Annotated in this window: 23 protein-coding genes and 1 pseudogene; 15 read left to right on the top strand and 9 right to left on the bottom strand. The window is 69.8% G+C overall.

The genetic code is table 11. The annotated features are described in order from the left end of the window. Positions 1–23 precede the first annotated feature (23 nt). Positions 24–962, bottom strand: a complete 939-nt coding sequence (locus Rai3103_RS02135; RefSeq protein WP_153571206.1) for a 3-carboxyethylcatechol 2,3-dioxygenase — start codon at positions 960–962, stop codon at positions 24–26. A gap of 3 nt (positions 963–965) precedes the next feature. Further along, positions 966–2711, bottom strand: a complete 1746-nt coding sequence (gene mhpA, locus Rai3103_RS02130; protein ID WP_153571205.1) for a bifunctional 3-(3-hydroxy-phenyl)propionate/3-hydroxycinnamic acid hydroxylase MhpA — start codon at positions 2709–2711, stop codon at positions 966–968. A 162-nt stretch (positions 2712–2873) separates the two neighbouring features. On the opposite strand from mhpA, the gene Rai3103_RS18345 reads away from it, so the two are divergent. Together Rai3103_RS18345 and Rai3103_RS02120 are read left to right on the top strand one after the other, a co-directional pair. After that, the gene (locus Rai3103_RS18345; protein WP_153571204.1) at positions 2874–3185 is read left to right on the top strand and encodes a LysR family transcriptional regulator; all 312 of its coding nucleotides are present in this window, start codon (positions 2874–2876) and stop codon (positions 3183–3185) included. Continuing rightward, the gene (locus Rai3103_RS02120) at positions 3182–3841 is read left to right on the top strand and encodes a LysR substrate-binding domain-containing protein (RefSeq protein ID WP_153571203.1); all 660 of its coding nucleotides are present in this window, start codon (positions 3182–3184) and stop codon (positions 3839–3841) included. The genes Rai3103_RS18345 and Rai3103_RS02120 overlap by 4 nt, the downstream gene beginning before the upstream one ends. A gap of 8 nt (positions 3842–3849) precedes the next feature. On the opposite strand, the gene Rai3103_RS02115 is transcribed toward Rai3103_RS02120, so the two are convergent. Continuing rightward, positions 3850–4794 (bottom strand): hypothetical protein, encoded by a 945-nt coding sequence (locus tag Rai3103_RS02115; protein WP_153571202.1) that lies wholly within the window; start codon positions 4792–4794, stop codon positions 3850–3852. 75 nt (positions 4795–4869) lie between these two features. Then, positions 4870–5394 (bottom strand): flavodoxin family protein, encoded by a 525-nt coding sequence (locus Rai3103_RS02110; RefSeq protein ID WP_153571201.1) that lies wholly within the window; start codon positions 5392–5394, stop codon positions 4870–4872. Between the two features lie 183 nt (positions 5395–5577). Between Rai3103_RS02110 and Rai3103_RS02105 the strand changes: the two genes are divergently transcribed. Further along, complete coding sequence (locus tag Rai3103_RS02105) at positions 5578–6000, top strand: SRPBCC family protein (RefSeq protein WP_153571200.1); 423 nt, start codon at positions 5578–5580, stop codon at positions 5998–6000. Here Rai3103_RS02105 and Rai3103_RS17300 read toward each other — a convergent pair. Continuing rightward, positions 5975–6586 (bottom strand): PEP-utilizing enzyme, encoded by a 612-nt coding sequence (locus Rai3103_RS17300; protein WP_228489093.1) that lies wholly within the window; start codon positions 6584–6586, stop codon positions 5975–5977. The genes Rai3103_RS02105 and Rai3103_RS17300 overlap by 26 nt on opposite strands. A 68-nt stretch (positions 6587–6654) precedes the next feature. Then, complete coding sequence (locus tag Rai3103_RS02100) at positions 6655–8652, bottom strand: PEP/pyruvate-binding domain-containing protein (protein ID WP_228489092.1); 1998 nt, start codon at positions 8650–8652, stop codon at positions 6655–6657. 70 nt (positions 8653–8722) lie between these two features. Between Rai3103_RS02100 and Rai3103_RS02095 the strand changes: the two genes are divergently transcribed. Next, entirely contained in the window at positions 8723–9790 is a 1068-nt protein-coding gene (locus Rai3103_RS02095; protein ID WP_153571199.1) for a serine hydrolase domain-containing protein, read from the top strand. Between the two features lie 6 nt (positions 9791–9796). Continuing rightward, on the top strand, positions 9797–11464 hold the full coding sequence (locus Rai3103_RS02090; RefSeq protein ID WP_228489091.1) for a nuclease-related domain-containing DEAD/DEAH box helicase: 1668 nt from the start codon (positions 9797–9799) through the stop codon (positions 11462–11464). Positions 11465–11490: 26 nt separating this feature from the next. On the opposite strand, the gene Rai3103_RS02085 is transcribed toward Rai3103_RS02090, so the two are convergent. Further along, positions 11491–11985: an SRPBCC family protein gene (locus tag Rai3103_RS02085; RefSeq protein ID WP_153571198.1), complete on the bottom strand. Its 495-nt coding sequence runs from the start codon at positions 11983–11985 to the stop codon at positions 11491–11493. Continuing rightward, entirely contained in the window at positions 11982–12350 is a 369-nt protein-coding gene (locus Rai3103_RS02080) for an ArsR/SmtB family transcription factor (protein WP_228489090.1), read from the bottom strand. The genes Rai3103_RS02085 and Rai3103_RS02080 overlap by 4 nt, the downstream gene beginning before the upstream one ends. A gap of 118 nt (positions 12351–12468) precedes the next feature. On the opposite strand from Rai3103_RS02080, the gene Rai3103_RS02075 reads away from it, so the two are divergent. The 9 genes and pseudogenes from Rai3103_RS02075 (at position 12469) to Rai3103_RS02045 (ending at position 19648) form a co-directional block, all read left to right on the top strand. Further along, the gene (locus Rai3103_RS02075) at positions 12469–12894 is read left to right on the top strand and encodes a hypothetical protein (protein ID WP_153571196.1); all 426 of its coding nucleotides are present in this window, start codon (positions 12469–12471) and stop codon (positions 12892–12894) included. Positions 12895–13226: 332 nt separating this feature from the next. Continuing rightward, positions 13227–14146 (top strand): annotated as a pseudogene (locus Rai3103_RS18925) (dihydroxyacetone kinase subunit DhaK); the annotation flags it as partial. Further along, the gene (locus Rai3103_RS18920; protein WP_422396028.1) at positions 14132–14938 is read left to right on the top strand and encodes a DAK2 domain-containing protein; all 807 of its coding nucleotides are present in this window, start codon (positions 14132–14134) and stop codon (positions 14936–14938) included. The pseudogene Rai3103_RS18925 and the gene Rai3103_RS18920, both read left to right, overlap by 15 nt. Before the next feature lie 45 nt (positions 14939–14983). Then, on the top strand, positions 14984–16042 hold the full coding sequence (locus tag Rai3103_RS02065; RefSeq protein ID WP_153571195.1) for an autoinducer 2 ABC transporter substrate-binding protein: 1059 nt from the start codon (positions 14984–14986) through the stop codon (positions 16040–16042). Continuing rightward, a complete protein-coding gene (locus Rai3103_RS02060) occupies positions 16032–17369 on the top strand; it encodes an ATP-binding cassette domain-containing protein (protein ID WP_153571194.1) in 1338 nt (445 codons plus the stop codon). Before Rai3103_RS02065 ends, Rai3103_RS02060 begins: the two co-directional genes overlap by 11 nt. After that, positions 17327–17614, top strand: a complete 288-nt coding sequence (locus Rai3103_RS02055) for a hypothetical protein (protein ID WP_153571193.1) — start codon at positions 17327–17329, stop codon at positions 17612–17614. The genes Rai3103_RS02060 and Rai3103_RS02055 overlap by 43 nt, the downstream gene beginning before the upstream one ends. Then, positions 17611–18609 (top strand): ABC transporter permease, encoded by a 999-nt coding sequence (locus Rai3103_RS02050; RefSeq protein WP_153571192.1) that lies wholly within the window; start codon positions 17611–17613, stop codon positions 18607–18609. Before Rai3103_RS02055 ends, Rai3103_RS02050 begins: the two co-directional genes overlap by 4 nt. After that, positions 18609–18818, top strand: a complete 210-nt coding sequence (locus Rai3103_RS16865; RefSeq protein ID WP_194793230.1) for a hypothetical protein — start codon at positions 18609–18611, stop codon at positions 18816–18818. The genes Rai3103_RS02050 and Rai3103_RS16865 overlap by 1 nt, the downstream gene beginning before the upstream one ends. A 2-nt stretch (positions 18819–18820) precedes the next feature. Next, the gene (locus Rai3103_RS02045) at positions 18821–19648 is read left to right on the top strand and encodes an ABC transporter permease (protein WP_194793229.1); all 828 of its coding nucleotides are present in this window, start codon (positions 18821–18823) and stop codon (positions 19646–19648) included. Positions 19649–19660: 12 nt separating this feature from the next. Here the strand turns inward: Rai3103_RS02045 and Rai3103_RS02040 are convergent, their stop codons facing one another. Beyond that, positions 19661–22084, bottom strand: a complete 2424-nt coding sequence (locus tag Rai3103_RS02040; RefSeq protein WP_228489088.1) for a glycoside hydrolase family 65 protein — start codon at positions 22082–22084, stop codon at positions 19661–19663. Between the two features lie 196 nt (positions 22085–22280). Between Rai3103_RS02040 and Rai3103_RS02035 the strand changes: the two genes are divergently transcribed. Further along, complete coding sequence (locus tag Rai3103_RS02035) at positions 22281–24587, top strand: ATP-binding protein (RefSeq protein WP_153571189.1); 2307 nt, start codon at positions 22281–22283, stop codon at positions 24585–24587. Positions 24588–24606 lie beyond the last annotated feature (19 nt).

Below are 24606 nucleotides of genomic sequence, written 5' to 3'. Positions count from 1 at the left end.
AGGTGTGTCAGGCGTGAGGTGTGTCAGGCAGTGGTGGCGAACAGGGCGCCGAAGCCGGCGATCCACTCGGGGATCGCGCGGTAGTAGCGCTCCCGGACCACGTACGGTCCGGCGGCGCGCATCGCCGCGGCGGCGGCGACCCAGCAGCGGACCTCGTGGCTCGAGTGCCCGGCGTCGAGGGTCATCTGCGCCGCGGTGTAGCTGTCGAAGTCCTCGACCCGCCCGGAGGCGGCCACGTCGAGGAACGCGTTGTCCCACTCCGGGTTGAGGTCCTGGATCGTGGCCTCACCGGCGGCGAAGGCCAGACCGGTGCTGATGGTCCTCTCCTGGCGCGCGGCCCGGGCCTCCGGCGTCGGGTGACGGGCGTTGAGCAGGAACGCCCGCTGTGCTTCGGTCGCCTCGGCCCAGCGCGGCACCGGCGGATCATGGGACAGCCCGCCGGAGCCGATCAGCAGCACCCGCTCGTCGAGACCGGCGAGGTAGCGGCCGAGGGCCTCACCCATCTGCCGGATCCGGCTCATCGGGACGAAGGGCTCCGCGACACCGTTCACGAAGACCGGCACGGTCGGGTAGCGGTCCAGGCCGCCGAGCACCAGCTCGGGGATCTGCACCGCGCCGTGGTCCAGCTCGGCCCCACGGCTGATCGTCATGTCGATCCCGGCGTCAGCGGCGTACTGCGCCATCCCCGCCGCGATCTCCTCGGGAACCGTGAAAGGGTCAGCGGCCGTGTCGAAGTCCCCGACCCCGCGACCCGCGTAGCAGATCGCGAAGGGCGGCATCAGCTCGTAGAAGAAGCCGTTGTAGTGATCCGGGCCGAACGACACGACCAGGGTCGGGTCGACCTCCTCGACGAAGGCCCGGGCCCGGTCGAACAGCGCATCGACGTCGGCACGCGTCTCGGCGCCGGGGTCGTTGAACCCCATCAGCGGCGTGTGCGACATGCACAGCAGGGACAGCGACATGGTTCAGGCCCTCGCGGTGGTGCTCGGGGTGGTCTCGACCGGCGCCGTCGGGGTGGCCGAGGAGACGGTCGCCAGGGTGGCGTGAGCGGCCTCCAGTGTGGCGTGGAAGGCCTTCGGCAGGTCCTGGGCCAGGCAGGCGGCGGCGACGAAGTGGTCGGGACGCAGGATCACCGCGCCGACGGAGCGCACGTCGAACCACGTCTTCAGTGCGTTGGTGGTGTCGCCGACGACGGTCGACGAGTAGCCGAACTCCTGCTCGGCCCACGGCCGCTGGGTCTCGGAGATGAAGGTGACGAAGGTGCCGCCGAGACGACGGAAGAGCTTGACGTCCTCGGGGTCGAGCAGCCGGGTCGGGTCGTTGCCCCAGGCGGCGATGGTCCACCAGTCGCCCATCACGTCGTCGAGTCGTACGTTCGTCGCCGTCGCCGTGTTGACCCGCGGCTGGATGATCTGCAGGCCGACCGGGGAGTTCTTCTCGACGGTGTTGCGGAAGGGGATGAACCGTCCGCCGCCGACCTTGGCATCCGCGCGGCCCGGGGCCAGCGTCTTCTGGTCGACGACGACGCCGCTGGAGTAGCGCGGGATGGGCTTGAACTTCATGTCGGTGAAGTACTCCTTCACCTGCGGCAGCACGTTCATCGCCGAGGCGGCGGTGTCGCGGAGGAAGGCGATCTTCCGGTCGGTCGGCTTGATGATGGAACCGAACGTCATCGACAGGTCGATCATCGCCTTGGCGTGGTCGGTGCGCTCGGTGGTGTACGTGTCGAGCAGCCGGTCGTCGCTGTGGCCCTTGAGTACCGAGGCGAGCTTCCAGCCGAGGTTGGTGGCGTCGCGGACGCCGGAGTTCCAGCCCTGGCCCATCCACACCGGCATCAGGTGCGCGGCGTCGCCGGCGATCAGCACCCGGCCCTTACGGAACGACGAGGCGATCCGGCCATGGTGGGTGAAGACGCGTCGGCGGATGACATCGAGCTTGGTGGAGTCGGGGACGTGGTCCTTGAGCAGTTCGGCGACGAACGCGTCGTCCTCGACCTTCTCCGACGGCTCGTCGTCGAAGAGCATGAACTCCCAGCGACGCACGGCGTGCGGCAGGCCGATGGAGACGTACGGACGGGCGGGGTCGGCGCCCAGGTAGACGTTCGGCGTGCCCAGCGGGTCGTTGTTCACGTCGACGACGACCCAGCGGGTGGACGGGGACTTCCCCTCGAAGTTCACGCCCATCCACTTGCGGGTCGGGGACTTGCCGCCCTCACAGCCGACCAGGTACTTCGCCACGATCTCGAAGGTCTCGGTGCTGCCGTCCTCGAGCGTGTGCTCGACCGTGGCCGTGACGCTGTCGGCGTCCTCAGCGATGTCGGTGAGGGTGTGGGCGAAACGCACCTCGACACCCTGGTAACGGGCCAGGCCCTCGTACAGGGCGTTGTCGACCTCGGGCTGGAGGAAGCCGTGCTTGCGGGTCCAGCCGTACGGCTCGCCCTTGGGATCGTTGGTGAGGATGACGTCGCCGTGGCCGTTGACCAGCCGCATCACGTGCTGGGGGACGGTGAAGGGGAGCACCTCCTCGGCCAGGCCGAGGGACTGGATCGTACGGAACGACTCGTCGTCCAGGCCGACACCGCGGGGGTAGTCGATCAGCGAGGGCAGCTGCTCGACGACGATCGCACGCACGCCGTACTTGCCGAGGAAGTTCGCCAGGGTCAGGCCCACGGGGCCGGCGCCGGCGATGAGGACGTCAGTGGTCACAGTCATCGGGAGACTCCTTCATCGTTGAGGGGAATGAGCTCCATAGTGGGGTGAGGTGAGTCACAGGGTGTGACCTGTGTCGCGTTCCGGCACGAGGAACAAGGACGCCTTGTCAGCTCACAAGATATTGTTGTGGGTGGGTCGTGGAGGCTGCGGAAGGAGCGGGCGATGGACGGCGACGACGTGGACACGCGGCTGGTCCGGGCGTTCCTGGCAGTGGCCCAGCACGGCACGTTCACCCGGGCCGCCGGGGTGCTCGGCGTCAGCCAACAGGCGGTGAGCCAGCAGGTCCGCCGGCTGGAGGACCTGCTCGGCCAACGGCTCTTCGTCCGCCACGGCGCGGGTGTGGCGCTGACCGCCAAGGGGTTCGACCTGCGGCCCCAGGCGGAGGCGCTGGTGCGGGCGACCGATGTGCTGTTCCGGCGGGCACGGGGGCCGAGGGCGTCATCCGCGTCGGGGAGATCCGCGGCCGGCACATGATGCAGGAGGTCTGGGCCAGCCATCGCAAGCACCGGCCCCAGGACATCGTCAGCATCCAGGACCTCACCGGTGAGGAACAGGTCGAGGCGCTCCTCGCCGGCCATCTCGACATCGCCATGGACCGGCTCACCGCGCAGTTGCCCGGGATCGCCCAGACCCCGCTGCGGTTCGACCCGCTGATGGTGATGACCGTACGGGAGATCGAGCATCCGACGCTGCGCAGCACCCGGCTGGGGGAGGCGTTCACCTCCCGGGAGCGGTTCCGCGGCTGGCAGGCGTTCTGTGCGGTGGTGCAGGACGAGTTGAACGTCGTCTTCGAGCACGTCCCGCACGACATCACGATGCTTGAGGCGATCGGCCAGGGACAGATCCGCGGCGACTACCCGGCGGTCGTGGCGTTGCAGGGCCTGCGGGACTATCCGGGCGCCGAGGGCTTCACCTTCCAATGGTTCGAGGACGTCCAGCCGTACTTCGCTTGGTCACTGCTGTGGCGGGCCGACGAGACGCGCTCGGAGGTGCTCGCCTTCGTCGACACGGCGCGGGACGTGGCGCGGGCGAAGGGCTGGCTACGCCTCGCGGCGGAGGCGGCGCCCGCCTGGTTCCCCTCCGACGGCGTGCTCGGCGCGGCGGACGCCGAGGAGTGGCCGGGGGACTGACGCGGGGATCAGACGGGGGCGAGTCCGTCCCGGGCTCGGGCACTGATCCTGATGGCGCCGATGAGGAGCGCGATCGTGCCCAGCAGGCCGAGAACGGTGCAGACGGTCATCGCCGTGGTGAAGCCGGCGGGGATGGAGACGGGACCGGTGGTCTCGGGCCCGTTGAGGAGCCGGAAGGACAGCGCGCCGAGGACCTTCAGGACGATCATCGCGCCGAGCATCACGGCCCCTGCGACCGCGACGAGGGTGCGCATCATCCGCAGCCGGGCGGCCAGGACCGCCAGCACGACCAGACCGAGGGCGGCCCAGATCAGGGCGTCGCCGACCCCGGACATCACGACCGGCGCTCCGCCGGTGACACCCGCCCGGGAGTTCGCGCGGCGGAGGAGGAAACCCGCGAGGCTTTGGAACGCCGCCATCACCAGGGCGACGGCCACCAACACGATCGCCAGGCGGGCGAGTGCGACGGTCGAGGGTCGGAGCTGGCGCAGTCCCAGCACCAACAGGCCGACCAGTCCGAGCACGTACAGAAGACCGAAAGCCGCCATGCCCGACTCGACGGCGGTCCTCGCGGGCCCGGTGAGTGCCTCCTGGCTGCGGTTGATGCCAGTGGCTGTGGCCAGGATCGAGGTCCCGGCCAGGCCGATGACGACCGCCGCCGTGCCGACCCAGGCCAGCCGCCAGGCCCGCTCGTCATGCCGGACGGCGATGAGCACGAGGACGACGCCGGCGAGGCCCAGCGGGAAGACCTCTTCGGGGATGAACCATAGGGCAGTGAGCGCCTGGGTGAGGGCGCCGTCGATCGGTAGTGAGAGGGCCGACACAGCGGTGGACAGGCCCATCAGTGGCGGGAGGCTCACCAGGGCGACGCCCAGCCAGAGGAGCAGCCGGGCCGTGGCCGTCGCGGGAGCGGCCTGAGGGGTGTACGAGGTCGTCATGATGGCCACCCTCATCGGGCAATGGGAAGTGCTTGAATTGTCCCGCGATCCGCGTGCCGTTGTCCGACGATCCGTCGTAGCGACCGCCTGTCAGACGTGATCGGCCAGGCTCGCTCCCCACTCCCGTGCCCGCTCCAGTTCACCGTCGACCAGAGGTCCGGGGGTGTCGACGACCCAGAACGTCTCACCCCGCTCCACATCCGCGAATCCCTTCGCGGCCAGTGCCTTCGCCGCGGCCTTCGCGGCGGAACCGGGAATGAACGGCTTCTTGACCCTGGTGTCGAACGTCACCACCGCGACGGACCCGCTGGTGGTCGCACCCTCGATCCACTCCCGCAGTCCGGTCGACTGGCGGGCGGCGTCCTCGACGTGGGCCTGCTGCAGGGCGTCCTCGCGGGTGCTCTCCCGGCTCATCGAGAACGCGTGGGTCGGCCCGCCGAGGACGAGCAGGGTGATGTCGTCCGGCAGCGTCTCAGGGGCGTCGGTGACCGGGACGAGGGTCACGGTCTCGTGAGCACCGCCTCGGGCGAGGGCGTCGCTCAGGCCGTCAGCGGCCGCTTCGGCGATGGCTTTCGTGTGGCCGAACATGGACTCGTAGATCACGAGGACACTCATGGATCGAGTCTTCCACCCGTCCCCGTCGCCGTCCGCTGGTTTGCCCCGTCTCCGGACGCCCACTCAGGCCTCGGGGTTTTCCCGGCCGATCCAGCCGCCTACGGTGGTAGGAGGACGAGCACGAGAACGACACGAGCAACGAGGCGCGTACGACCCACAGGGCCAGCGCCGAAGGAGGCCGCGATGACCGACACGTCCGAGATGTCCCGCCACGTCAGTCTGTGGATCGACCAGGCGCCCGAGGTGGTGTACGCGTACGCCGCGGATCCGCGGCGCCTTCCGGAATGGGCGGCCGGCCTGGCCGGTGCGAGCGTCGAGCCTGAGGGCGAGGCCTGGGCCACCGATTCGGCGATGGGCCGAGTACGGATCGCCTTCACGCCGGGCAACCAACTCGGCGTGCTCGACCACGTCGTGACGCTGCCGTCGGGGGAGCAGGTCTACAACCCGATGCGGGTCCTGCCCGGCGGCGCCGACGGCCGCTCCGGGTGCGAGGTGGTGTTCACCGTCCGCCGTCGTGAGGGCATGAGCGAGGCGCAGTTCGAGGCGGACGCCGACGCGGTGGCCGCCGACCTGGCGACGCTCAAGCATCGGGTCGAGGCCGTCTGACCCTGGGCGGGCGTCCCCCTGGGAGGAGTTCGACGTAGCCGTCCGTGCCGTTGACGCGGATCAGTTGACCGTCCTGGATCCGCCGGGTGGCGCCCTCGACGCCGACCACGGCGGGCAGTCCGTACTCTCGTGCCACGACCGAGCCGTGGGTCATCGCTCCGCCGACCTCGGTGACGACCCCCTTGACGGACAGGAAGACCGGGGTCCAGCTCGGGTCGGTGAACGTCGTGACCAGGATGTCGCCCTCCTGCAGGTCGGCGTCCGTCAGGTCCAGGATGACTCGCGCGCGCCCTTCGACCGTGCCGGCCGACGCCGGGATGCCGGCCAGTGCTCCCGCCGGGCCACCGCCGGTGCCGTACGTGGCGGGCGGGACCTCGCCGTCCGAGGTGATCACCCGCGGTGGGGTCAGCCGCGACCACGCGTCGACCTCCGCGCGCCGTCGCGCGATCAGGTCGCGATCCACCTGGCTGGTGCGGACCGCCGCCCGGAACTCCTCGAAGGTCAGGAAATAGGCGTCGTCGGGTCGTGCCAGGACTCCCTTCTCGACGAGGTCGTGGGCTTCGGTCAGCAGGGCCTGCTTGATCACCTAGTAGTGACGCATCATCAGGTGCTTGGGGTACTCGCGGTAGCCGACGAAGTTCCGCAGCCGACCGATCATCCGTACGGTCCGAGCCGCCTTCCGTCGTCCCCCGGACGCCGGCGCAGGGCGTCGATAAGGGTGCGCTGCAACGCGTCCGCTTCGCGCCGGGCCTGTTCCGTGCGGGTCGTCCGGGCGTCGGGCTCCAGGTTCCTGAGCGTGCTGAGGAGCACCGGGACGAGCGTCGAGGGCGCTTCGCTCCAGCGGGGCCGCGTGATGTCGATCTCGCCGGAGCACCGCATGCCGTACGCCTCGAGGAAGTCGCGGAGCACCTGGGCAACAGCATCGCCGCCCGCCACGGACGCTAACGCGTCGAAGAAGGTCGCATCCGGGAGATCGGGCAGCGCGGCCATCACCGCAGGACGGCTCCGGACGGCATCGGCGACGTCGAGCAGGGCCATCCCCATCGACGAGGTGACACTGTTGCCCACCGACTGGGCGAAGGCGTCCCCGGCGCCCTTCCTCCCCAGCCACTTCGCCATCTTCCGGTTGAGCCAGCTCAGCGCGTACATCCCGACATAGACCACGGCCATGCTCTCCGGGGCGGTGACAGCGACTCCCAACTCCTTGACGTCGTCGAGGACGGCCTCGAACACCGCGTCCCCGGACAGCCGCGCGAGCCGACGCCTGAGCTCCTCGAGGGTGGCATCGTGACCCGCGACCAGGGCTGGGATCGTGCCCGGGTCGTTGCGGCGGTAGAGCCGGACCGCCTCGACCGGGAGCCGCCAGGTGAAGTAGCCCGCGTTGTTGGTGAGGCTGAAGAATCGTGGACCCCCCTTCGACAGCCCTTTCAGGTAACCCGGGCGGCGCGCCAGGTCCCGGACGGCACTGTCGATCAACGGGTCGATCCGGCGCAGAGAGGCCATCACCACCCGCCGCCCCACTGGTGCGGCCAGATCCGGTGCCATGTCGATGAAGAACCGGCCGCCGGCTTCGACCAGAGGGGTCGGGCCCAGCTGGGTCTGGAAGAACGACATCCCCAACGGCGTCATCGCGTCGGTCATCATCTGCTGGTGCCCGAAGGACATGTACACATGGTTCGCGCCGTCCTGCGGGCCGGGGACGGGGAAGAGGGTGGTGATCGGGCGGCTCTGGACGACGGAGAACGCTCCCTCCGCGAATGCCCACTCGATGTCCTGCGGGCCACCGAAGTGGGCCTCGATGGTCCGCCCGAGGCCGGCCAGGTGCAGGATGGCGGTATCCGGCAGCTTCTGGGCGCTGCCCTGGACGGCGTCGAGATGCTCTTCGCGTGTCCCGCCCTCCGGCGCCGGGCGGACCGCGATCCCCTGTGCCGACACCGTGCGGTTGAGGATCCGGCCCTCCCGGACGGTGTAGCGGTCGGGGTTCGCGAGCCCGGAGACGAGCGCCTCACCCAGTCCGAGGCCCGCCTCGATCGCGATCGTCTTCCGGTCGGACGTGAGGGGGTCGGCGGTGAACATGATGCCCGCCACCTCGGGGACGACCATCCGCTGGACGACCACCGCGAGCCGTACGTGGCGGTGGTCGATGCCGTGCTGCACCCGGTAGGTGATCGCGCGGTCGGCGAAGAGCGAGGCCCAGCACCGCCTTACATGCTGCAGCACCGCATCGCGCCCCGCCACGTTGAGGTACGTGTCCTGTTGTCCGGCGAAGGACGCCGTCGGCAGGTCCTCGGCCGTCGCACTGGACCGGACCGCGTACGCCTCGTCCGCGCCGAGGGCGGTGAGGCGTCGGCCGATCTCCTCGGCGATGTCGGTCGGGACCGTGATGCCCTCGATGGTGTCCCGGATCCGCATCCCGGCCACCCGGATGCCGGTGGTGTCGTCCACCGCGACCCGGGACAGCCCCTCCAGTAGCTCTCCCAGGGCCGGGTCACCGCTGACCGCCTGCTCATAGGCACCGGTGGTGACACAGAACCCGGCGGGCACCCGAACGCCGCCGATCCGTGACAGTTCCCCCAGATTGGCGCCCTTGCCGCCGGCCGTCGCGAGCATCGTCGCGTCGAGCTGCTCGAGCCCCACCACGTAGTCGGTCATCGCTGTCTCCTGTCACCGCTCCCATGGTGCCCCCGGTCTGCTGGACCATGGGGAGGGGAGAGGAAGAGTCATGGACGAGCGTGCGCCGGAAGCGGCGTGGGACCTCGTGGAAGCCCGTGGGGCGCCCGCGCAGTTGTGCGTGATCCGGGGCGGCGACGTCGTCCTGCACCGGTGCACCAGGACCACGCCCGACCGGCTGTTCTGGTCCTTCTCCGCGGGCAAGCCGATGACGAGCGTCATCGTCTGGCGACTGGTGGAACGCGGCCTGCTGAGCCTCGACGCGCCGATCCACACCTACTGGCCCGCCTTCGTCGGCGGCGGGAAGGAGCGGGTCACGGTACGCCATGTGCTGCAGCACCGCTCGGGGCTCCCGACCACCGGATCCTGGCTGGCGGACGTCCTGGCGATGACCGATTGGGACGCCTCTGTCCGGCGGTTGGAGCGGGCAACCTGTCGCTACGAACCGGGCTCGACGCCTGCGTACCAGTACCTCGTGTACGGATTCCTGCTGGGCGAACTGGCCCAGCGGGTCACCGGGGCGAGGTTCCCCGCACTGCTGGAGGATGAGGTCTGCCGGCCGGCCGGGCTACGGGACACGTACGCCAACCTGGATGCCGATCTGCTCGGACGGGCGCAGCGGATGGTGACGCGCGATGCCGGGGTGCTGGTCGGCAGGTGGGTCAATCGTCGGGCCGTCCGGGAGGCGGTGATCCCGGCCGGAGGGATCTCGACGACGGCGCGGGACCTGGCCCGGTTCTACGCCGCTCTTCTGGTCGCGGCTGACCCCTCGGTCACCTCAGGCCCGCGACTGCTCGACCTCCCCTCACTCACCGAGGCCACCCGCCCCACCACCGAGATCGAACTCGACCGGTTCGCGCACCTCCACATCCGGTGGGCCCAGGGCTTCCAGTTGGGCGGGCCACGACCGGGCCACCTGCCGATCCCGCTGGGCAACACCAGCAGCCCCCGGACCTTCGGACACAACGGCAGCCACGTCTGCCTGGGTTGGGCCGATCCGGATCGCGGACTGGCGGTCGGCTACGTGACCGCGGCGATGACCCGGCCCGATCGGGACATGGCCCACATGCAGCGAGTGAGCGACGCCATCCTGGCGGCCTGCTCGAAGGCGGAGGACTGAGGGCCCATGAGCCGCTACGGTGCGGACATGACCGCCCAGCTCGTCCCGGAGTCGCCGACGTACGTCACGGAATCGGAGCGTCTGGTGGGTCGCCGGCTGGTCGAGCAACTGCCGGACGGGTCGGTCGTCTTCGCGGGGCTGCGCTTCACCGGCCCGTACGACCATGAGGTCGACTTTCTCTGCCTGATCCCGGGCAGCGGGCTGGTGGTGGTCGAGGTCAAGGGCGGCAGTGTCTACCACGCGCACGGCGACTGGTTCGTCGGGGCGGGGGCCACGCGGCGGACTTTCGACATCGAGCAGGGCCTGCGCAACAAGTACGCCGTCCGGGACTACCTCGAGTGTGACGAGCGGTGGCGTGGCCGGACCCGGCTGCGGATCGAGCACGTCCTTGTCACCCCGCACACCGACTGGCCGGACGACTTCCATGCCCCGGGGCTGGAGCGATGGCAGGTGATCGGCAAGCGGGAGATGGGCCGTCTCGGTGCGCGGCTCACCGAGCTGTGCGCCCTCCGGGGCGGCGGCCGCATCCCCACCGACGACGACATCGACGTCGTACGGTCGATCCTGCGGGGTCGCCATCACCCGGTCGAGGACGTCGAGGCGGACGCCGAGGAACGGGAGGGCCGCGCCGATCGACTCACCAAGGAACAGGCCATGCTCCTGGACATCACCCGTTTCGTCCCCCGCACCGAGGTGCGCGGCTGCGCAGGGTCGGGTAAGACCATCCTCGCGCTCACCCAGGCCAAGCAGCTGGCGCGTGGTCACGGCGACCTGGGTCCGCAACGCGTGGCGCTGGTCTGCTACTCGATCGGACTGGCCGAGTACTTCAAGCGCGAGCTGGGCCGGGTCGGCCGCAAGCACCGGCCGGACTTCGTCGGCACCTTCCACGCCCTCGGCCGGCAGTGGGGCGCACCGGACGGCACGCGCGAGGACAGCGACTTCTGGGAGCACCGGCTGCCCGAACAGATGCTGGAGCTGGCCGAGGGACTTCCGTGGCACGAGAAGTACGACGCGATCATCGTCGACGAAGGGCAGGACTTCGCCGACTCGTGGTGGCCGTCGTTGCTCGCTGCCCTGCGGGACGAGGAGACCGGTCGGCTGCACGTCTACAGCGACGAGCAGCAGCGGGTGTTCCAGCGGTTCGGGCGCCCTCCGGTGACGTTGGTGCCGTTGGTCCTGGACCACAACCTGCGCAACACCAAGCAGATCGCCGAGACCTTCCTGCCGCTGGCCGGCGCCCGGATGGAGCTGCGCGGCGATGACGGGCCGCAGGTCGAGTTCATCCCCGCCCGTACCGAGGACGCGATCGAGGCGGCCGACGACCAGGTCGAGCGACTGCTGGACGAGGGCTGGGACCCGGCGCACGTGATGCTGCTCGCCACCGGCAAGCGGCACCCGGTGCAGGAGGAGCGGCAGCGGGAGTACGGCCAGGAGGGGTACTGGCGGACGTTCTGGGAGGGCGACGACGTCTTCTACGGGCACGTGCTCGGCTGCAAGGGGCTCGAGCGGCGCGCGGTGATCCTCTGCCTCAACGAGCACGGCTCCCGGGATCGCGCCAAGGAGCGGCTGTACGTGGGGCTGTCCCGGGCGACGGACCGGCTGGTCGTCGTGGGGGATCCCGAGGTGGTCCGGGCGATGGGTGGGGACGCGGTGGCCCGCCGGTTGGGGATCTGATCGCCGCCGGGCCGCCGCGTCCTGCCTCAGACGGCGACGTCCGCCAGGATCGCGTCCATCTGGCCGAGGGCCTCGCGCATCCCCTCCTCCATACCCATCTGGGCCATCTGGTCGAACTGCTCGCGGGACTGGAAGTGGCTGGTGACGGTCATCCGAGTGCCGGACCCGACGGTCTCGAAGGTCACGACGCCATGGACGGCGCCCATCGCCTCGACCGGATAGCCGTCCTCGTCGGCGAAACCGTCGTCGAACTCCAGTCGGTGCGGGGCGTCGATGAAGCTGATGGTCCACCAGCCGGCAGGCTTCGACCCGTCCGGGCCGGTCATGAAGTAGCTCGCCGCGCCGCCCTCGACGAAGTCGTACTGGGTGAAGGTCGCGGGCCAGGACGGCGGGCCCCACCAGCGCTCGAGCTTGCGGGGATCGGCCCAGAGCTGCCAGACGCGCTCGACCGGCGCATCGAATTCGGTCACGAAGGTGAGGGTGAGGCCCTCGAGATCCTTCTGGGTGGTGGTGACGGTCATGATGTGGGTCCTTCCGGATCGCTGGTAGCTGCTGGTGCTTGTGCTGGGGGTGTGTCGTCGGTGAGGAGATCGCGCATCCGCTCCGTACGGCCCCGCCAGATCTCCTCGTACGTCTCGAGCGCCTCGCGGGCGCGGAGGATGCTGTGCGGGTTGCCGGACACGATCTGCTCCCGTCCGCGTCGCTGTTTGGACACGAGCGTCGCCTTCTCCAGGACCGTCACGTGCTTCTGCACCGCGGCGAAGCTCATCGCATAGCGCGCGGCCAGAGCGGAGACGGACTGCTCCTGGAGCATCACCCGCGCCACGATGTCCCGGCGCGTCGCGTCGGACAGGGCGTGGAACAGGCGATCCAGGTCGTCGCTCATGACTTGATATACAACCATTTGGTTGTATGTTAGCGCGGTCACAGCGCAGAGGGCAAGCAGACTCTCGTCGCTGCTTCGTTCAGCGGACCGGGCGGTGTGACCTGGGTGACAATCAAGCATGGGACTGGATCCTGCCTACCCCTACGTCGGCATCAATGACCTCGAGCACGGCCATGCCACCGTCTACGACGAGCTCCACCGGCCGATCGGCCGGCTCGGCCCGTCCCCGTACGAATCCCCCCACACGAACGTGACCTGCATCCTGCGGGCCTGGGAGTGCCGCGACTGGTACAAACTGCTCAACCCGGTGAGCTTCAGCCCCACGGCCGCGGAGGGGTTCGTCTCCGCCAGCGAGACCAGCCCGGGCCCCTATTCCCTGCCCATCCCGCGGTGTGCCGCCCGTCGCTTCTGCTGGGCCTGGTGGTGGGTCGTGCTGGCCCTGGCCGTGCTGGCGACGGTCGCCGTGGGGATCCTGCGCAAGAAGAATCCGCCTGACCCGCCGCCGGACGTCGATCTCGACGAGGGTGAGCCACTGGATCTGTGAGCGAGGCGCGATCTGGCGAGCCTCATCGCGCGCGCCGCGATCCCGCGATTCTCCCTCCGGCAGGGGCTCGCGGTGGCTAGACTCGGCCCACAGTAGGAGGGAAGTGTTCGACGCGATGAAGTCCGGACGCTTTCCGATATACCTCTGCGCTTATTCGGCTTTCTCAAAAGCCGTGCGGAATGCTGGCCTGAATGCCGCGTCCTGAACGCTCCAGGCATGGCGACCAATAGTGATGGGCCGCTGCTGAAAATCCTCTCAACCGCTGGCGAAACACCAATGGGGAAGCCTAGGCTCACCATTGTTCGGGCCCTCCGCGTTCAAAGGGGAACAGGGTGCGCAAGATCATCAATGATCCGGATCGCTTCGTCGACGAAGTGGTGGAAGCGATCCTGTGGGCCCACCCCGATCAGCTCAAGGCGGTCGATCCCGATCGCCGGGCCCTCGTACGGACGGATGCGGGAACCGACGGCCGCGTCGGGATCGTCACCGGGGGTGGCTCCGGCCACCTGCCGCTCTTCCTCGGTTACGTCGGCCGCGGTCTGGCCTCCGGCTGCGCGGTGGGCAACGTCTTCAGCTCTCCGTCCCCCAACAGATCCACGCCGCCACCGCCGCCTCGGATGACGGGGCCGGCGTTCTCTACCTCTACGGCAACTACGGCGGTGACGTCTTCAACTTCGACATCGCCGCGGACCTGTCGGCGGCCGAGGGGATCCGTACGACCACGGTGCTGGGACGCGACGACATCCTCTCCGCACCGCAGGACAAGGCGGACACCCGCCGCGGTGTCGCCGGACTCTTCTTCGCCTACAAAACGGCCGGTGCCGCAGCGGAGAAGGGGTACGACCTCGACCGGGTGACCCAGATCGCTCAGCGCACCTGCGATGCCACCCGGACGATGGGTGTCGGGCTGTCGCCGACGATCCTGCCGGCCGCGGGCGAACCGACCTTCACCCTCGACGAGGGCGAGATGGAGATAGGCATCGGTATCCATGGCGAGCCCGGCCAGTTCCGCGGGCCCCTGGAGACCGCCGACCAGATCACCGATCGCTTCCTCGGCGAGCTCGAGAAGGAGATCGACCTCTCGGCCGGCCGCCAGGTGGCGGTGCTGGTGAATGGGCTGGGTGCCACGCCCCTGGAGGAGCTCTACGTCATCTACCGGCGGGTCCACCAGGTCATCACCGAGCGCGGCGCCACGGTCCGCGCGGTCTTCATCGGGGAGTTCGCCACCTCACTGGAGATGGCGGGTGCTTCGCTGTCGCTGTGCCAGCTCGACGACGAACTGGCCGAGCTGCTCGACGCGCCGGCCCTGTCGCCGTTCTTCCAGCGCGGCGCGGTCCAGCTCGGCGCCGGAACCCGCCGGACCGCCGAGCATGCCGAGTCGGCCCAGGAGGCGACCGGCGAGACGACCGGCGGAGGCGTCCGTACGGTGCCCTCCCCCGGGCCCCTCCGCGCGGTGGCCCTGACGGTGACCGAGGCCATGCCGCGCCACAGCGAGGAGCTGCGGGAGCTGGACGCCGCCCTCGGCGACGGCGACCTCGGCATCACAGTCGGTGCGGGCGCGAAGGCCGCCCACGAGGCCGTCGCCGCCCTGCCGGACAACGCCGCGCCGGGTGAGGTGCTCAAGGCGGCGGGCGTCGCGTTCTCGTCAGCCAATCCCTCGACGTACGCCGCGCTGGTCGGAGGCGGGCTGATCGGGGCCTCGTCGGCGCTGGGTGACACGGTCGACCTGGCCGGTCTGGCGCAAGCGGCTCACGTGATGGTGGACCGCATCAGGACCCGCGGCGGCGCCGAGATCGGCGACAAGACCGTGGTCGACGTCATCGACGCCGTCGCGACCTACCTGGACGAGGCGGACACCGCCGACGCCGCGGCCCTCGCGGCGGGAGCCGTGCAGGTGGCCGAGCGGGTGGTGGAGCGGCAGGCCGGCCAGACGTCCCAGCGTGGTCGCGCCGCCTGGGTGGGGGAGCGCTCCGTGGGTCATCGCGATCCGGGCTCCGTCGCATTCCTGCGACTTCTCGAACAGATCAAGGCAGCAGTCTCCTGAGCCGGCTACTCCGTCGGCCCGTCCCCCCGGAAGGAAGCACTACCCATGTCAAGGCAATTCAGCCGTCGCCAGTTCATCCATGTCGGGGCCGGAGTGGCGGCCATCGGTGCTCTCTCGGCCTGCGGCACGACCGGCGGCCAGAGCGGCGCCAGCCCGGGGGCCAGCAGCTCCAGCTCCGGCAGCGCCGCCTCGAAGGCCGGCGCGATGGTCACCGTCCCGAAGCTGACCGGCATCGCCTGGTTCAACCGGATGGAACAGGGCGTCCAGCAGTACGCCAAGGACACCGGCAACAACGCCTACTACCAGGGGTCCAGCCAGGCCGATGCGAATGCCCAGGTGAAGGTCATCCAGGACCTGATCGCGTCCAAGGTGGCGGCCCTGCTGGTGACCCCCTTCCAGCCCGACGCCGTCGAGCAGGTGCTCAAGCAGGCCATGGATGCCGGCATCATCGTCATCACCCATGAGGCGCCGAATATCAAGAACGCCCACTATGACCTGGAGGCCTTCCAGAACAAGGACTACGGCATCAACCTGATGAAGGAACTCGCCAAGCGGATGAACCAGACGGGTAATTACATCCAGATGGTGGGTTCCCTCAGTTCGTCGACGCACGTCGCGTGGGTGGATGCCGCCGAAGAGTACCAGAAGGCGAACTTCCCCAACATGAAGCGGGTGGGGGACCGGATCGAGACGTCCGACGACGCGCAGAAGGCCTACCAGAAGATGCAGGAGGCGCTGTCGGCCTTCCCCAACCTGGCCGGTGTGCAGGGCTCCGCGTCGACCGACGTGGTGGGTGTCGGGCAGGCCGTCGAAGAGGCCAAGTTGCAGGACAAGGTCGTCGTCTGCGGCACGTCGACGCCGAAGGACACCAAGGCCCTCCTGCAGAGCGGGGCGATCGACCTGATCCAGTTCTGGGATCCCGGCATGGCGGCGTACGCCCAGAACGTCGCGGCCAAGATGCTGCTCGACAAGCAGAAGATCGAGGCGGGAATGTCGCTGAAGGCCAAGGGCTACAGCAAGATCACCATCGACGGCAAGGTGATCGTCGGTGACAACGCCTGGATCAACGTCACCAAGGACAACGCGAACGAGTATGACTTCTGATCGCGATGCGGAGGCTGGGGTGCCCGCGGCCGGCTCGGCCGAGGGTACCCCTGCACCCCCACCGGACCCCCGTGCCGACGACGGGTCGGCACCCGCCATCCGCTGCGTGCAGATCTCGAAGACCTTCGGCAGCGTGAAGGCGCTGGACGCCGTCGATCTGGTCCTGCGGCGGGGCACCGTCCACGCGCTGGTGGGCGAGAACGGGTCGGGCAAGTCGACCCTGACCAAGATCATCGCCGGCGCGTACGCCCCCGACTCCGGGTCGGTGTGGATCGACGGCGTCGAACTGACCCACCTCACTCCGCGCGTCGCGATCGAGCACGGCGTGCGGGTGATCTACCAGGACCTGGCCCTGTTCCCGAACATGACGGTGGCCGAGAACATCGGGTTCGAGGGCGGCAGATCCGTCCTGGGGCGCGTCCCGCGCCAGCGGGCCCGGGCGGCGGCGGAGGAGGCGCTGGGTCGGTTGGGCAGCCGGATCGACCCGGACATCCGGCTCGGCGACCTGTCCACGGCTGAGCGCCAACTGGTCGCCATCGCCCGAGCCGTCTCCAGCGAGGGCGACATCATCCTGATGGATGAGCCGACCGCCGCCCTCACCCAGGACGAGATCGACTCCCTGCTCTCCTCGGTGCGCAACCTCGCCGCCACCGGCGTGTCCTTCATCTTCATCTCGCACAAGCTGCGGGAGGTCGTCGAGATCGCCGACGACGTGTCGGTGATCCGCGACGGCGCCCTCATCGCCACCGGCCGGGCGAGCGACTTCGACACCGATCGGATCAGCTACCTGATGACCGGCAGCCACGTGGTCAACGTCCGGCGCGCGCACGTCCCCGAGCCGACCGGACGGCCGGTCCTGGCCGCCCGCGGCATCTCCCTCGGTGACACCTTCGCCGATGTCTCCCTCGACCTCCACGTCGGCCGGGTCCTCGGCCTCTCCGGGCTCGTCGGTTGCGGCAAGACGTCGATCGGGCTGGCGATCGCCGGCCTGATCCCGGTCGACAGCGGCGAGATCCGCTTCCGGGGCGAAAGGGTCGACTCGATGCGCGGCCGCCCGGAACTGCAGTACGTGCCGGACGACCGGCTCACCGAGGGGCTGTTCCTCGACTGGTCGATCGCCGAGAACGTGATCCCGAACGACCTGCGGGAGACGCGGGCAGGGCGGGATTGCAGAGCCCGTCGCGGCAACGGGAGCTGGCCGACACCTGGCGCGGTCGCCTGGCCATCAAGACCCCCACCGTCGAAGCGCCGGTCAGCTCGCTGTCGGGAGGCAACCAGCAGCGGGTGCTGCTGGCCCGCTCGTTCGCGCCCGCGCCGGTGGTCGTGATCTTCAACAACCCGACCGTCGGCGTCGACGTCGGCTCCCGGGCGGCGATCCACGACCTGATCAGGTCCGTGGCGGACGACGGCGCGGCCGTGCTGTTGGTCTCCGATGAGCCCGCCGAGGTGCTGTCGGTCAGCGACGACGTCGCGTTCGTCGTCGACGGCCGACTGGTGGCCACCCATCCCGCGACCGAACTGACCGAGGAACGCGTGATCGACATCAACCAGAGCGGGGTGGCGGCATCGTGAAGTCTCTGCTGGCGCGACGGGAATCCCTGCTGGTCGGGGTCATCGTCGTGACGATCATCATCTTCGCCGCCCTCAACCCGAGCTTCCTGCTGCCCGCCCACGTCTTCGGCATCGCCCGCAGTGCCGTGGTGCTGGGGCTGATGGCGTTGGGCGTGATGACGGTCCTGGTCACCAACGGCATCGACATCTCGATCTCGGCGACCGCCGTGGTGGCGATGTACCTCACCACCGTCACGCTCAATGCCGTGAACTTCCAGGGGACCGTCCTGGTGGCGATCCTGGTGGGCTGCCTGATCGGGGCGTTCCTGGGTCTCGTCAACGGCGTCCTGGTGGCCTGGCTGAAGCTGCCGGCGCTGATCGTCACCATCGGCACGCTGACCCTCTACCGTGGTGGTCTGCTGGCCTTCGTCGGCACCGAACGCATCCGCGTGCTCCCCGCGCACATGGCCGAGTTCGGGCAGGCCTCCCTCATCTCCGTGGAGACCGGAGGACGTACCGCGTCACTGAACATGGCCGTGCTGGTCTGGCTCGTGCTGGCGGTCGTGCTCGGCATCGTCCTGACGCACAGCTGGTGGGGGCGCTACCTCTACGCCATCGGTGACAACCAGGAGGCGGCCGAGCGGATGGGCGTACGACCCGACCGGGTGCGGATCTCCGCCTTCGTGCTGTCCGGCCTGCTGGCGGGGCTGGCCGGCATCTACTACGCCTCGATGAACCGAGCCGCCGACCCCTCGACCCTGGTCGGCTTCGAGATGTCCGTCCTCGCCGCCGTGGTGCTGGGCGGGGCCAACGTCACCGGCGGGCGCGGCACGGTGCTCGGCACCGTCCTGGGCGTACTGCTGATCACGATCGTGGGCAACTCGCTCGTGCTGGTCGGCATCCCGTCGGCGTGGCAACAGGTCTTCGTCGGTGCCTTCCTGCTCTTCGGCGTGGTGATGCCCGCAGTCAGGGACCGGCGCCAGAGGATCAAGCGCGGAATGGTGGTGGCGGACTGATGGAATCCCGCTTCGGCCCGAAGGCCCACATCTGGTCGCTGGTCGGCCTGGTGGTGGTGCTCACCGTCCTGCTCAGCGCCCTCGCGCCGCACATCTTCCCGACGATCACCAACCTCCAGTCGATGGCGGTGCAGATCGCGCCGCTGGGACTCCTGGCGTTGTGCATCGCGATCACCTTCCTGATCGGGGGATCGACCTCTCGTGCGTGAATGTGGCGAACGGCTCCGCGATCGTCGCCGCGCTGACGATGAACACGCTGGCCGGATCGATGGGGCCCGCTGGCGCCACGTCCGTCGCGCTGCTGCTCGGCCTGCTGGTCGGCGCCGTCGCGGGCCTCGCCAACGGCGTGGCGATCGCGGTGCTGCGGGTGCATCCGATCCCCACGACGCTGGGCACGTCAGCGGTCTTCCTGGGCATCTTCACCGGCATCACGAAGGGCAGCACCGTCTTCGGCCAGGGCACGCTGGGTTGGGTGTCGACGAAGACCCTCGTCCTCCTCCCGCTGTCGTTCTGGGTCTTCCTGATCGCGGTGGCGCTGCTTCTGGTGCTCACCCAGCGCACCAAGCTCGGCTTCCGGCTCTACGCGATCGGTGAGTCCACAAAGGTGGCCCGGTTCGCCCGGATGTCCGTCGAGCGCGACCAGGTCGTCACGTACGTGATCTCGGGCCTGCTGGCCGCCGTCGCCGGACTGCTGCTCTTCTCGGGGGTGAACGCGGCGAACGTCTCGTTCGGGTCGTCCTACCTGACCCAGGCGCTGCTGATCGCCGTCATCGCCGGCATGAACCCGTACGGCGGCTCCGGCCGGATCGGGATGGTGATCCTGGCGGCCATCGCCGCGCAGGAACTGCAGACCGGGCTGAACATGGTGCTCGGCGGCTGGAGCGGAGCGTCCTTCGCCTCCGACTTCGCCTGGGGTGTCCTGCTGATCGCGATCCTCGGCGTCTCCCGGTGGCTGGGCCGGCGGACCATGCGGCGTCGCCACGAGATGGCCACCCAGGCGGTGGTGGAACAGGGCCAGGAGGTCGGGGCGGGAGGCTGACGCCGGTCCCGATCACAGCGGGAAGCTGACCCGTGCTCCCGGCGCGACTTCGGCGACCTGCCCGCGGCAGACCACCTCGATCGGTCGCTGCCTGCCGGGGCCCGCCAGGACCTCCGCACAGCTCCCGCGGACCCGTACGGTCAGGGGGTGCTCCCGGTAACGGATGGTGAACTCCATCGTGCCGAGGGACTCGGGCCAGAACGGGGTGAGGTGCAGCTGGTCCTGCCGCAGCTCCAGCCCGGAGAAGCAGCGCTGGAGGAGATCGACGCTGCCGGCCATCGAGGCGAGGTGGATGCCTTCGCGCGTCGTGCCGCCCTGGAGATCGGCCACGTCGGACTCGAGTGCCTGGCCCACGAACTCCAGGGCCCGCAGACGCTCGGAGCGGGCCAGCACCCAGCCGTGGACGACGGCCGACAAAGTGGACCCGTGCGAGGTCCGATCGAGGTAGTAGTGGATCGTCCGGGGGATGTCCTCGGGGGCGAGCCGGTAGCCGAGGTGTCCGAGGAGCTCCCGGAGTTCGTCGGCCGAGAGCAGGTAGAAGAGCATCAGGGCATCGGCCTGTTTCGACACCTTGTAGCGGTTCACCGAGTCGTTCTCCGCCTCGAGGATGCGATCCAGACGCTGGATGTCTGCGTACTTGTGCCGGTAGCCCTCCCAGTCGAACTCCTCGAGGTCCTCGTAGCCCTCGAACTGGCTGATGACACCGTCGTGGAAGGGCACGTAGAGCCGGCGCGCCACCTCCTCCCACCGCTGGAGCTCCTCGCGTCGCAGCGCCAGACGCTCCACCAGCTCGTGGCGTTCCTGCGCCGGCAGCAGACGCAGGGTCTCCAGTCCCTTCCGCAGCACCCAGGAGGCCATCACGTTGGTGTACGCGTTGTTGTCGATGCCGTCCTGCTCGTGACCCGGATAGCCGGTGTGGAACTCGTCGGGTCCCATCACCCCGCGGATGACGTAGCGGCCTCGTGCCCGGTCGTAGCTGGCGATGCTGGCCCAGAAGCGCGCGATCTCCAGCAGCATCTCCGCCCCGTAGTGGACGAGGAACTCCCGGTCGCCGGTGACCTGGTAGTACTGCCACACGTTGTAGGCGATGGCGATCCCCACGTGCCGCTGGCGCAGGGTGGGATCGGGCAGCCACCGCCCGGAGATCGGATTGAGGTGCAGGCGCTGGTTCTCCTCCCGCCCGTCGCTGCCGGACTGCCACGGGAACATCGCACCGGCATAGCCGGCCTGGTGGGCGGCCACCCGGGCCTCCGGCAGGCGGCGGTAGCGGTACCGCAGCAGGGACCGGGTCAGCAGCGGAAGCCGGAGGTTGAGCACCGGGAAGATGAACAGCTCGTCCCAGAAGATGTGGCCGCGGTAGGCCTCGCCGTGCAGGCCGCGGGCCGGCACCCCGACGTCGAGATCGACGGAGTTGGGGGAGACCGACTGCAACAGGTGCAGCAGGTGCAGCCGCAGGATCTGTGTCACCGGGCCGTCGTCGGCCAGGTCGAGGTGGAAGCGTTCCCACAGGTGTGCCCACACCAGCACGTGGCGTTCCAGGAGGTCATCGAACCGACTGAGCCGAGGCAGCCAGGTGGCGGCTTCCGCCGCGGGCTCGGAGACGGCCTGGTCCCGGCTGGTGAACACCGTGACGATCTTCTCCAGCGTCACCGGCACCGATTGCCGCGCCTCGAGGGCCAGCTGGTAGCCGACGACCTCGCCCTCCTCCACGAGGTGGCGCTCGGTCCCGACGCGATAACCGTTGCCCCAGACCTCGATCCGGGCGGCCATCGCCACCCGGATGCCGGACTGGTTGGTGACCATCTCCAGCAGCACGGAGTCGGGGGAGAGCTCGGCGGTGCGGAGGAGATCGAGGTGATCCCCGGACAGGGCCCGGTAGCGCTCGACCAGTGCGTTGGTGACGGTGCCGTCCAGCACCGAGCGGATCTCGAGGCGGCCGGACCAGTCCTCCGGAACGTACGTGACCTCCAGCGCGCAGGCGTGCTTGTCGTCCATGCTCACGAGGCGGCGTTCGATGATGGCGGTGGTGTGGCCCGCCTCGTCACGGACCCGGAACCGACGGGTGAGGACGGCACGGCGCAGATCGAGCTTCTGCTGGTAGTCGAGGATCTCGACCGCGGCGAGGTCGAACCACGGGCCGCCCTCGATCCGGAAGCTCGTCGACAACCAGTTCGGCAGGTTCACCAGGCTCTCGTTCTCGACGACCCGGTCGTCGATCCGGTCCTCGAGCCGGTTGTAGATCCCGGCGCCGTACGTCCCCGGATAGTGGATGCCGTCGGCGACGGACTCCGCGGCGGCCCCGCGGGTCGCCAGGTATCCGTTGCCCACGGTGCACAGTGACTCCCGGCGGCCCTCGTCGTCGGGGTCGTAGCCCTCGTACCGCACTGCCCAGGGATCTGCTCCGGGCTTCGTGTGCTGCTGCGTCTGATCCGACATCGGTCGCTCCTCAGCGGGTGCTGCTGGACTCCATGGTGGCAGGGACCCGAAGGGGGCGGCAGGCGCTTCGGACTCGGGCGTCGGTGTTCGCCTCCGCGGTACGCGACCGGCGGCTACACGCTGGGCAAGGCCACGGTCGGCCTCGATCTGCAGAAGTTCGCGCTCGGGACGTGACCGTTCCGCAAGACTGTCGTCCATGACCGAGTTGCTCGCCCCGCGGCTGACGAGCTTCGTCGGGCGGGAGTCGGACGTACGCGCGGTCGCCGACCTCCTCGCCGGACATCGCCTCGTGACGATCAGTGGGCCCGGCGGCCTGGGCAAGACCAGCCTGGCCGGCCAGGTCCTGCTGGGGGAGAGCCGCCCGATCGCCGCGATCGATCTCGCGACGATCAGCGACGGTGACGAGGTGGCAGCCTTGGTCGCCCGCGTCCTGCGCGTGGCGGAGCAGTCCGCGCGATCCGCCCAGGACCAGGTGATCGGCCACCTGGGCGAGCGCGCCCAGGTGCTCTACGTCGACAACTGCGAACATGTCCGCGACGCGGTCCGAGACCTCGTCGTCGCCGTGCTGCGCGCCTGCCCGAACGTGGCGGTGCTCGCCACCAGCACCGTACGACTTGACGTGCCGGGGGAGTGCCTCTACGACCTGGCACCGCTCGCGGTGCCGGACGACAGCGGCGGGGTGGACGAGCTGCTGGGGTCACCGTCCGTCCGCCTGCTCGTCGACCGGGCCCGGCAGCTGGTGCCGGAGTTCACGGTCACCGCGGCCTCCGTCGACGACGTACGGCACCTGTGCCGCCGGCTCGATGGCATCCCGCTGGCGATCGAGCTGGCGGCGCTGCGACTGAGGGTGCTGTCCGTCGCCGACCTGAACCGGCGTCTCGACGACCGGTTCGCCGTCCTCACCGGCGGCAGCGCGCAGGGGCCCGAGCGGCACCGGACGCTGCGTGCCCTGGTCGACTGGAGCTACGAGCGCTGCTCCGACGAGGAGCGGACGCTGTGGGCGCGACTGTCGGTTTTTCCCGGGTCGTTCCGACTCGAAGCCGTGGAGGCGGTGGGCGCCTACGGCGACCTGGCCCGGGAGCGGGTGCTCGACGTGCTGGCCGGGCTGGTGGAACGGTCGATCGTCGTGGTGGAGCGGGTCGGTGAGCAGGTCCGCTACCGGCAGCTCGCCACGCTGCGCGACTACGGTGCGGCGTTGCTGGCGCAGCGCGGCGAGACCGAGGCGACGATGGCCTACCTCCTCGACTTCTGCATGACCCGCAGCCGGGAGATGGTCGAGGACTGGTGCGGTCCGGAGCAGGCGGAGTCTCTGGCGATCTGGCGACTCGAACACCCGACACTGCTGGCGGCCTTCGCGTGGGCCCTGGCGCGCCCTGCGATGGTCGACGCGGCGGCGGAGCTGTTCAGCCTGCTGCGCTACCACTGGATCGCGGGCGGTCAGCTGAGCGACGGCCGGCGCTGGGCCGACCGGATCCTGGGCCTGGCGGGCCTGTCGCCCGCCCGCCGGGGTCACGTCCTGGCGGTGGCCTCCTGGGTGTGCCTGATCCAGGGCGATCGGGACGTGGCGGCCCGCCACCTGACCGAGGCCCAGGACCTCGCCGCTCGGGCGGCCGATCCGGTGCTGCACGCCTACCTCGACTCGTACGGTGCCCTGCTGCAGATGTTCGGCGGCGAGTTGGAGCAGGCCGTCGCCGGCTACCTGCGCTGCATCCCCGTCTTCCTCGACGCCGGCGAACAGGCGGCCGCACAGACCGCGCTGTTCCAGTTGGCGATGGCGCAGACCTACCTCGGACGCCACGGGGAGGCACTGGACACCTGCCGACGCGAGATGGCGATCGGCCTGCCGCGCGGCGAGCTGTGGGACCGGGCCTACGCGGAATGGGTCACCGGTGTGTGCGAGTGGCACCTGGGCCGGTTCGACCGCGCCGAGCAGGCGGCCGCGGAGGCCCTGCGGATCCAGCGGTCCTTCGAGGACGGCATCTGCATCGCGCTCGTCCTGCTGCTGATCGCGTGGATCCGCGGCAAGCAGGCCCGTCCCGACGAAGCCGGCCGGGCCGCGGCGGCCGCCGAGCAGGTGTGGGCGCTGCTCGGCACCCGGGTCGAGGCGTTCGGCCCCCACTTGGCCGCGGAAGCCGCACGCTGGACCCCCGCCGTACGCCCCGACGACCGGCGTCCCGCCTCGAGCAAGCTCGCCGCGGTGCGCTTGGGTCTCGACCTGCTGGCGGGCGACGCGGATCCCACGGCCGCTCCGGTGGCGATCGCGGGGCTCTCCCCACGGGAGAACGAGGTCTATCGGCGCCTGCTGGAGGGCCAGAGCAACAAGGCGATCGCCGAGGACCTCGTCGTGTCCCCCGGACGGTGGAGGGCCACGTCCAGCGGATCCTCACCAAGCTGGGCCTGTCCTCCCGCGCCGAGGTGCCGGCCTGGCACCGCGACCACCCGAGCGCCGGGACGACGGGCACGCTGCCGGCGGACACGTAGCCGTGCCGGGGTGATGGCGTAGTTCTACGCGTGTGCGGGGC

The organism is Raineyella fluvialis (genome assembly GCF_009646095.1).
Taxonomy (GTDB): domain Bacteria; phylum Actinomycetota; class Actinomycetes; order Propionibacteriales; family Propionibacteriaceae; genus Raineyella; species Raineyella fluvialis.
Note: the sequence above shows the minus strand (reverse complement) of the source record. Positions and strands in the feature narration are given on the sequence as shown.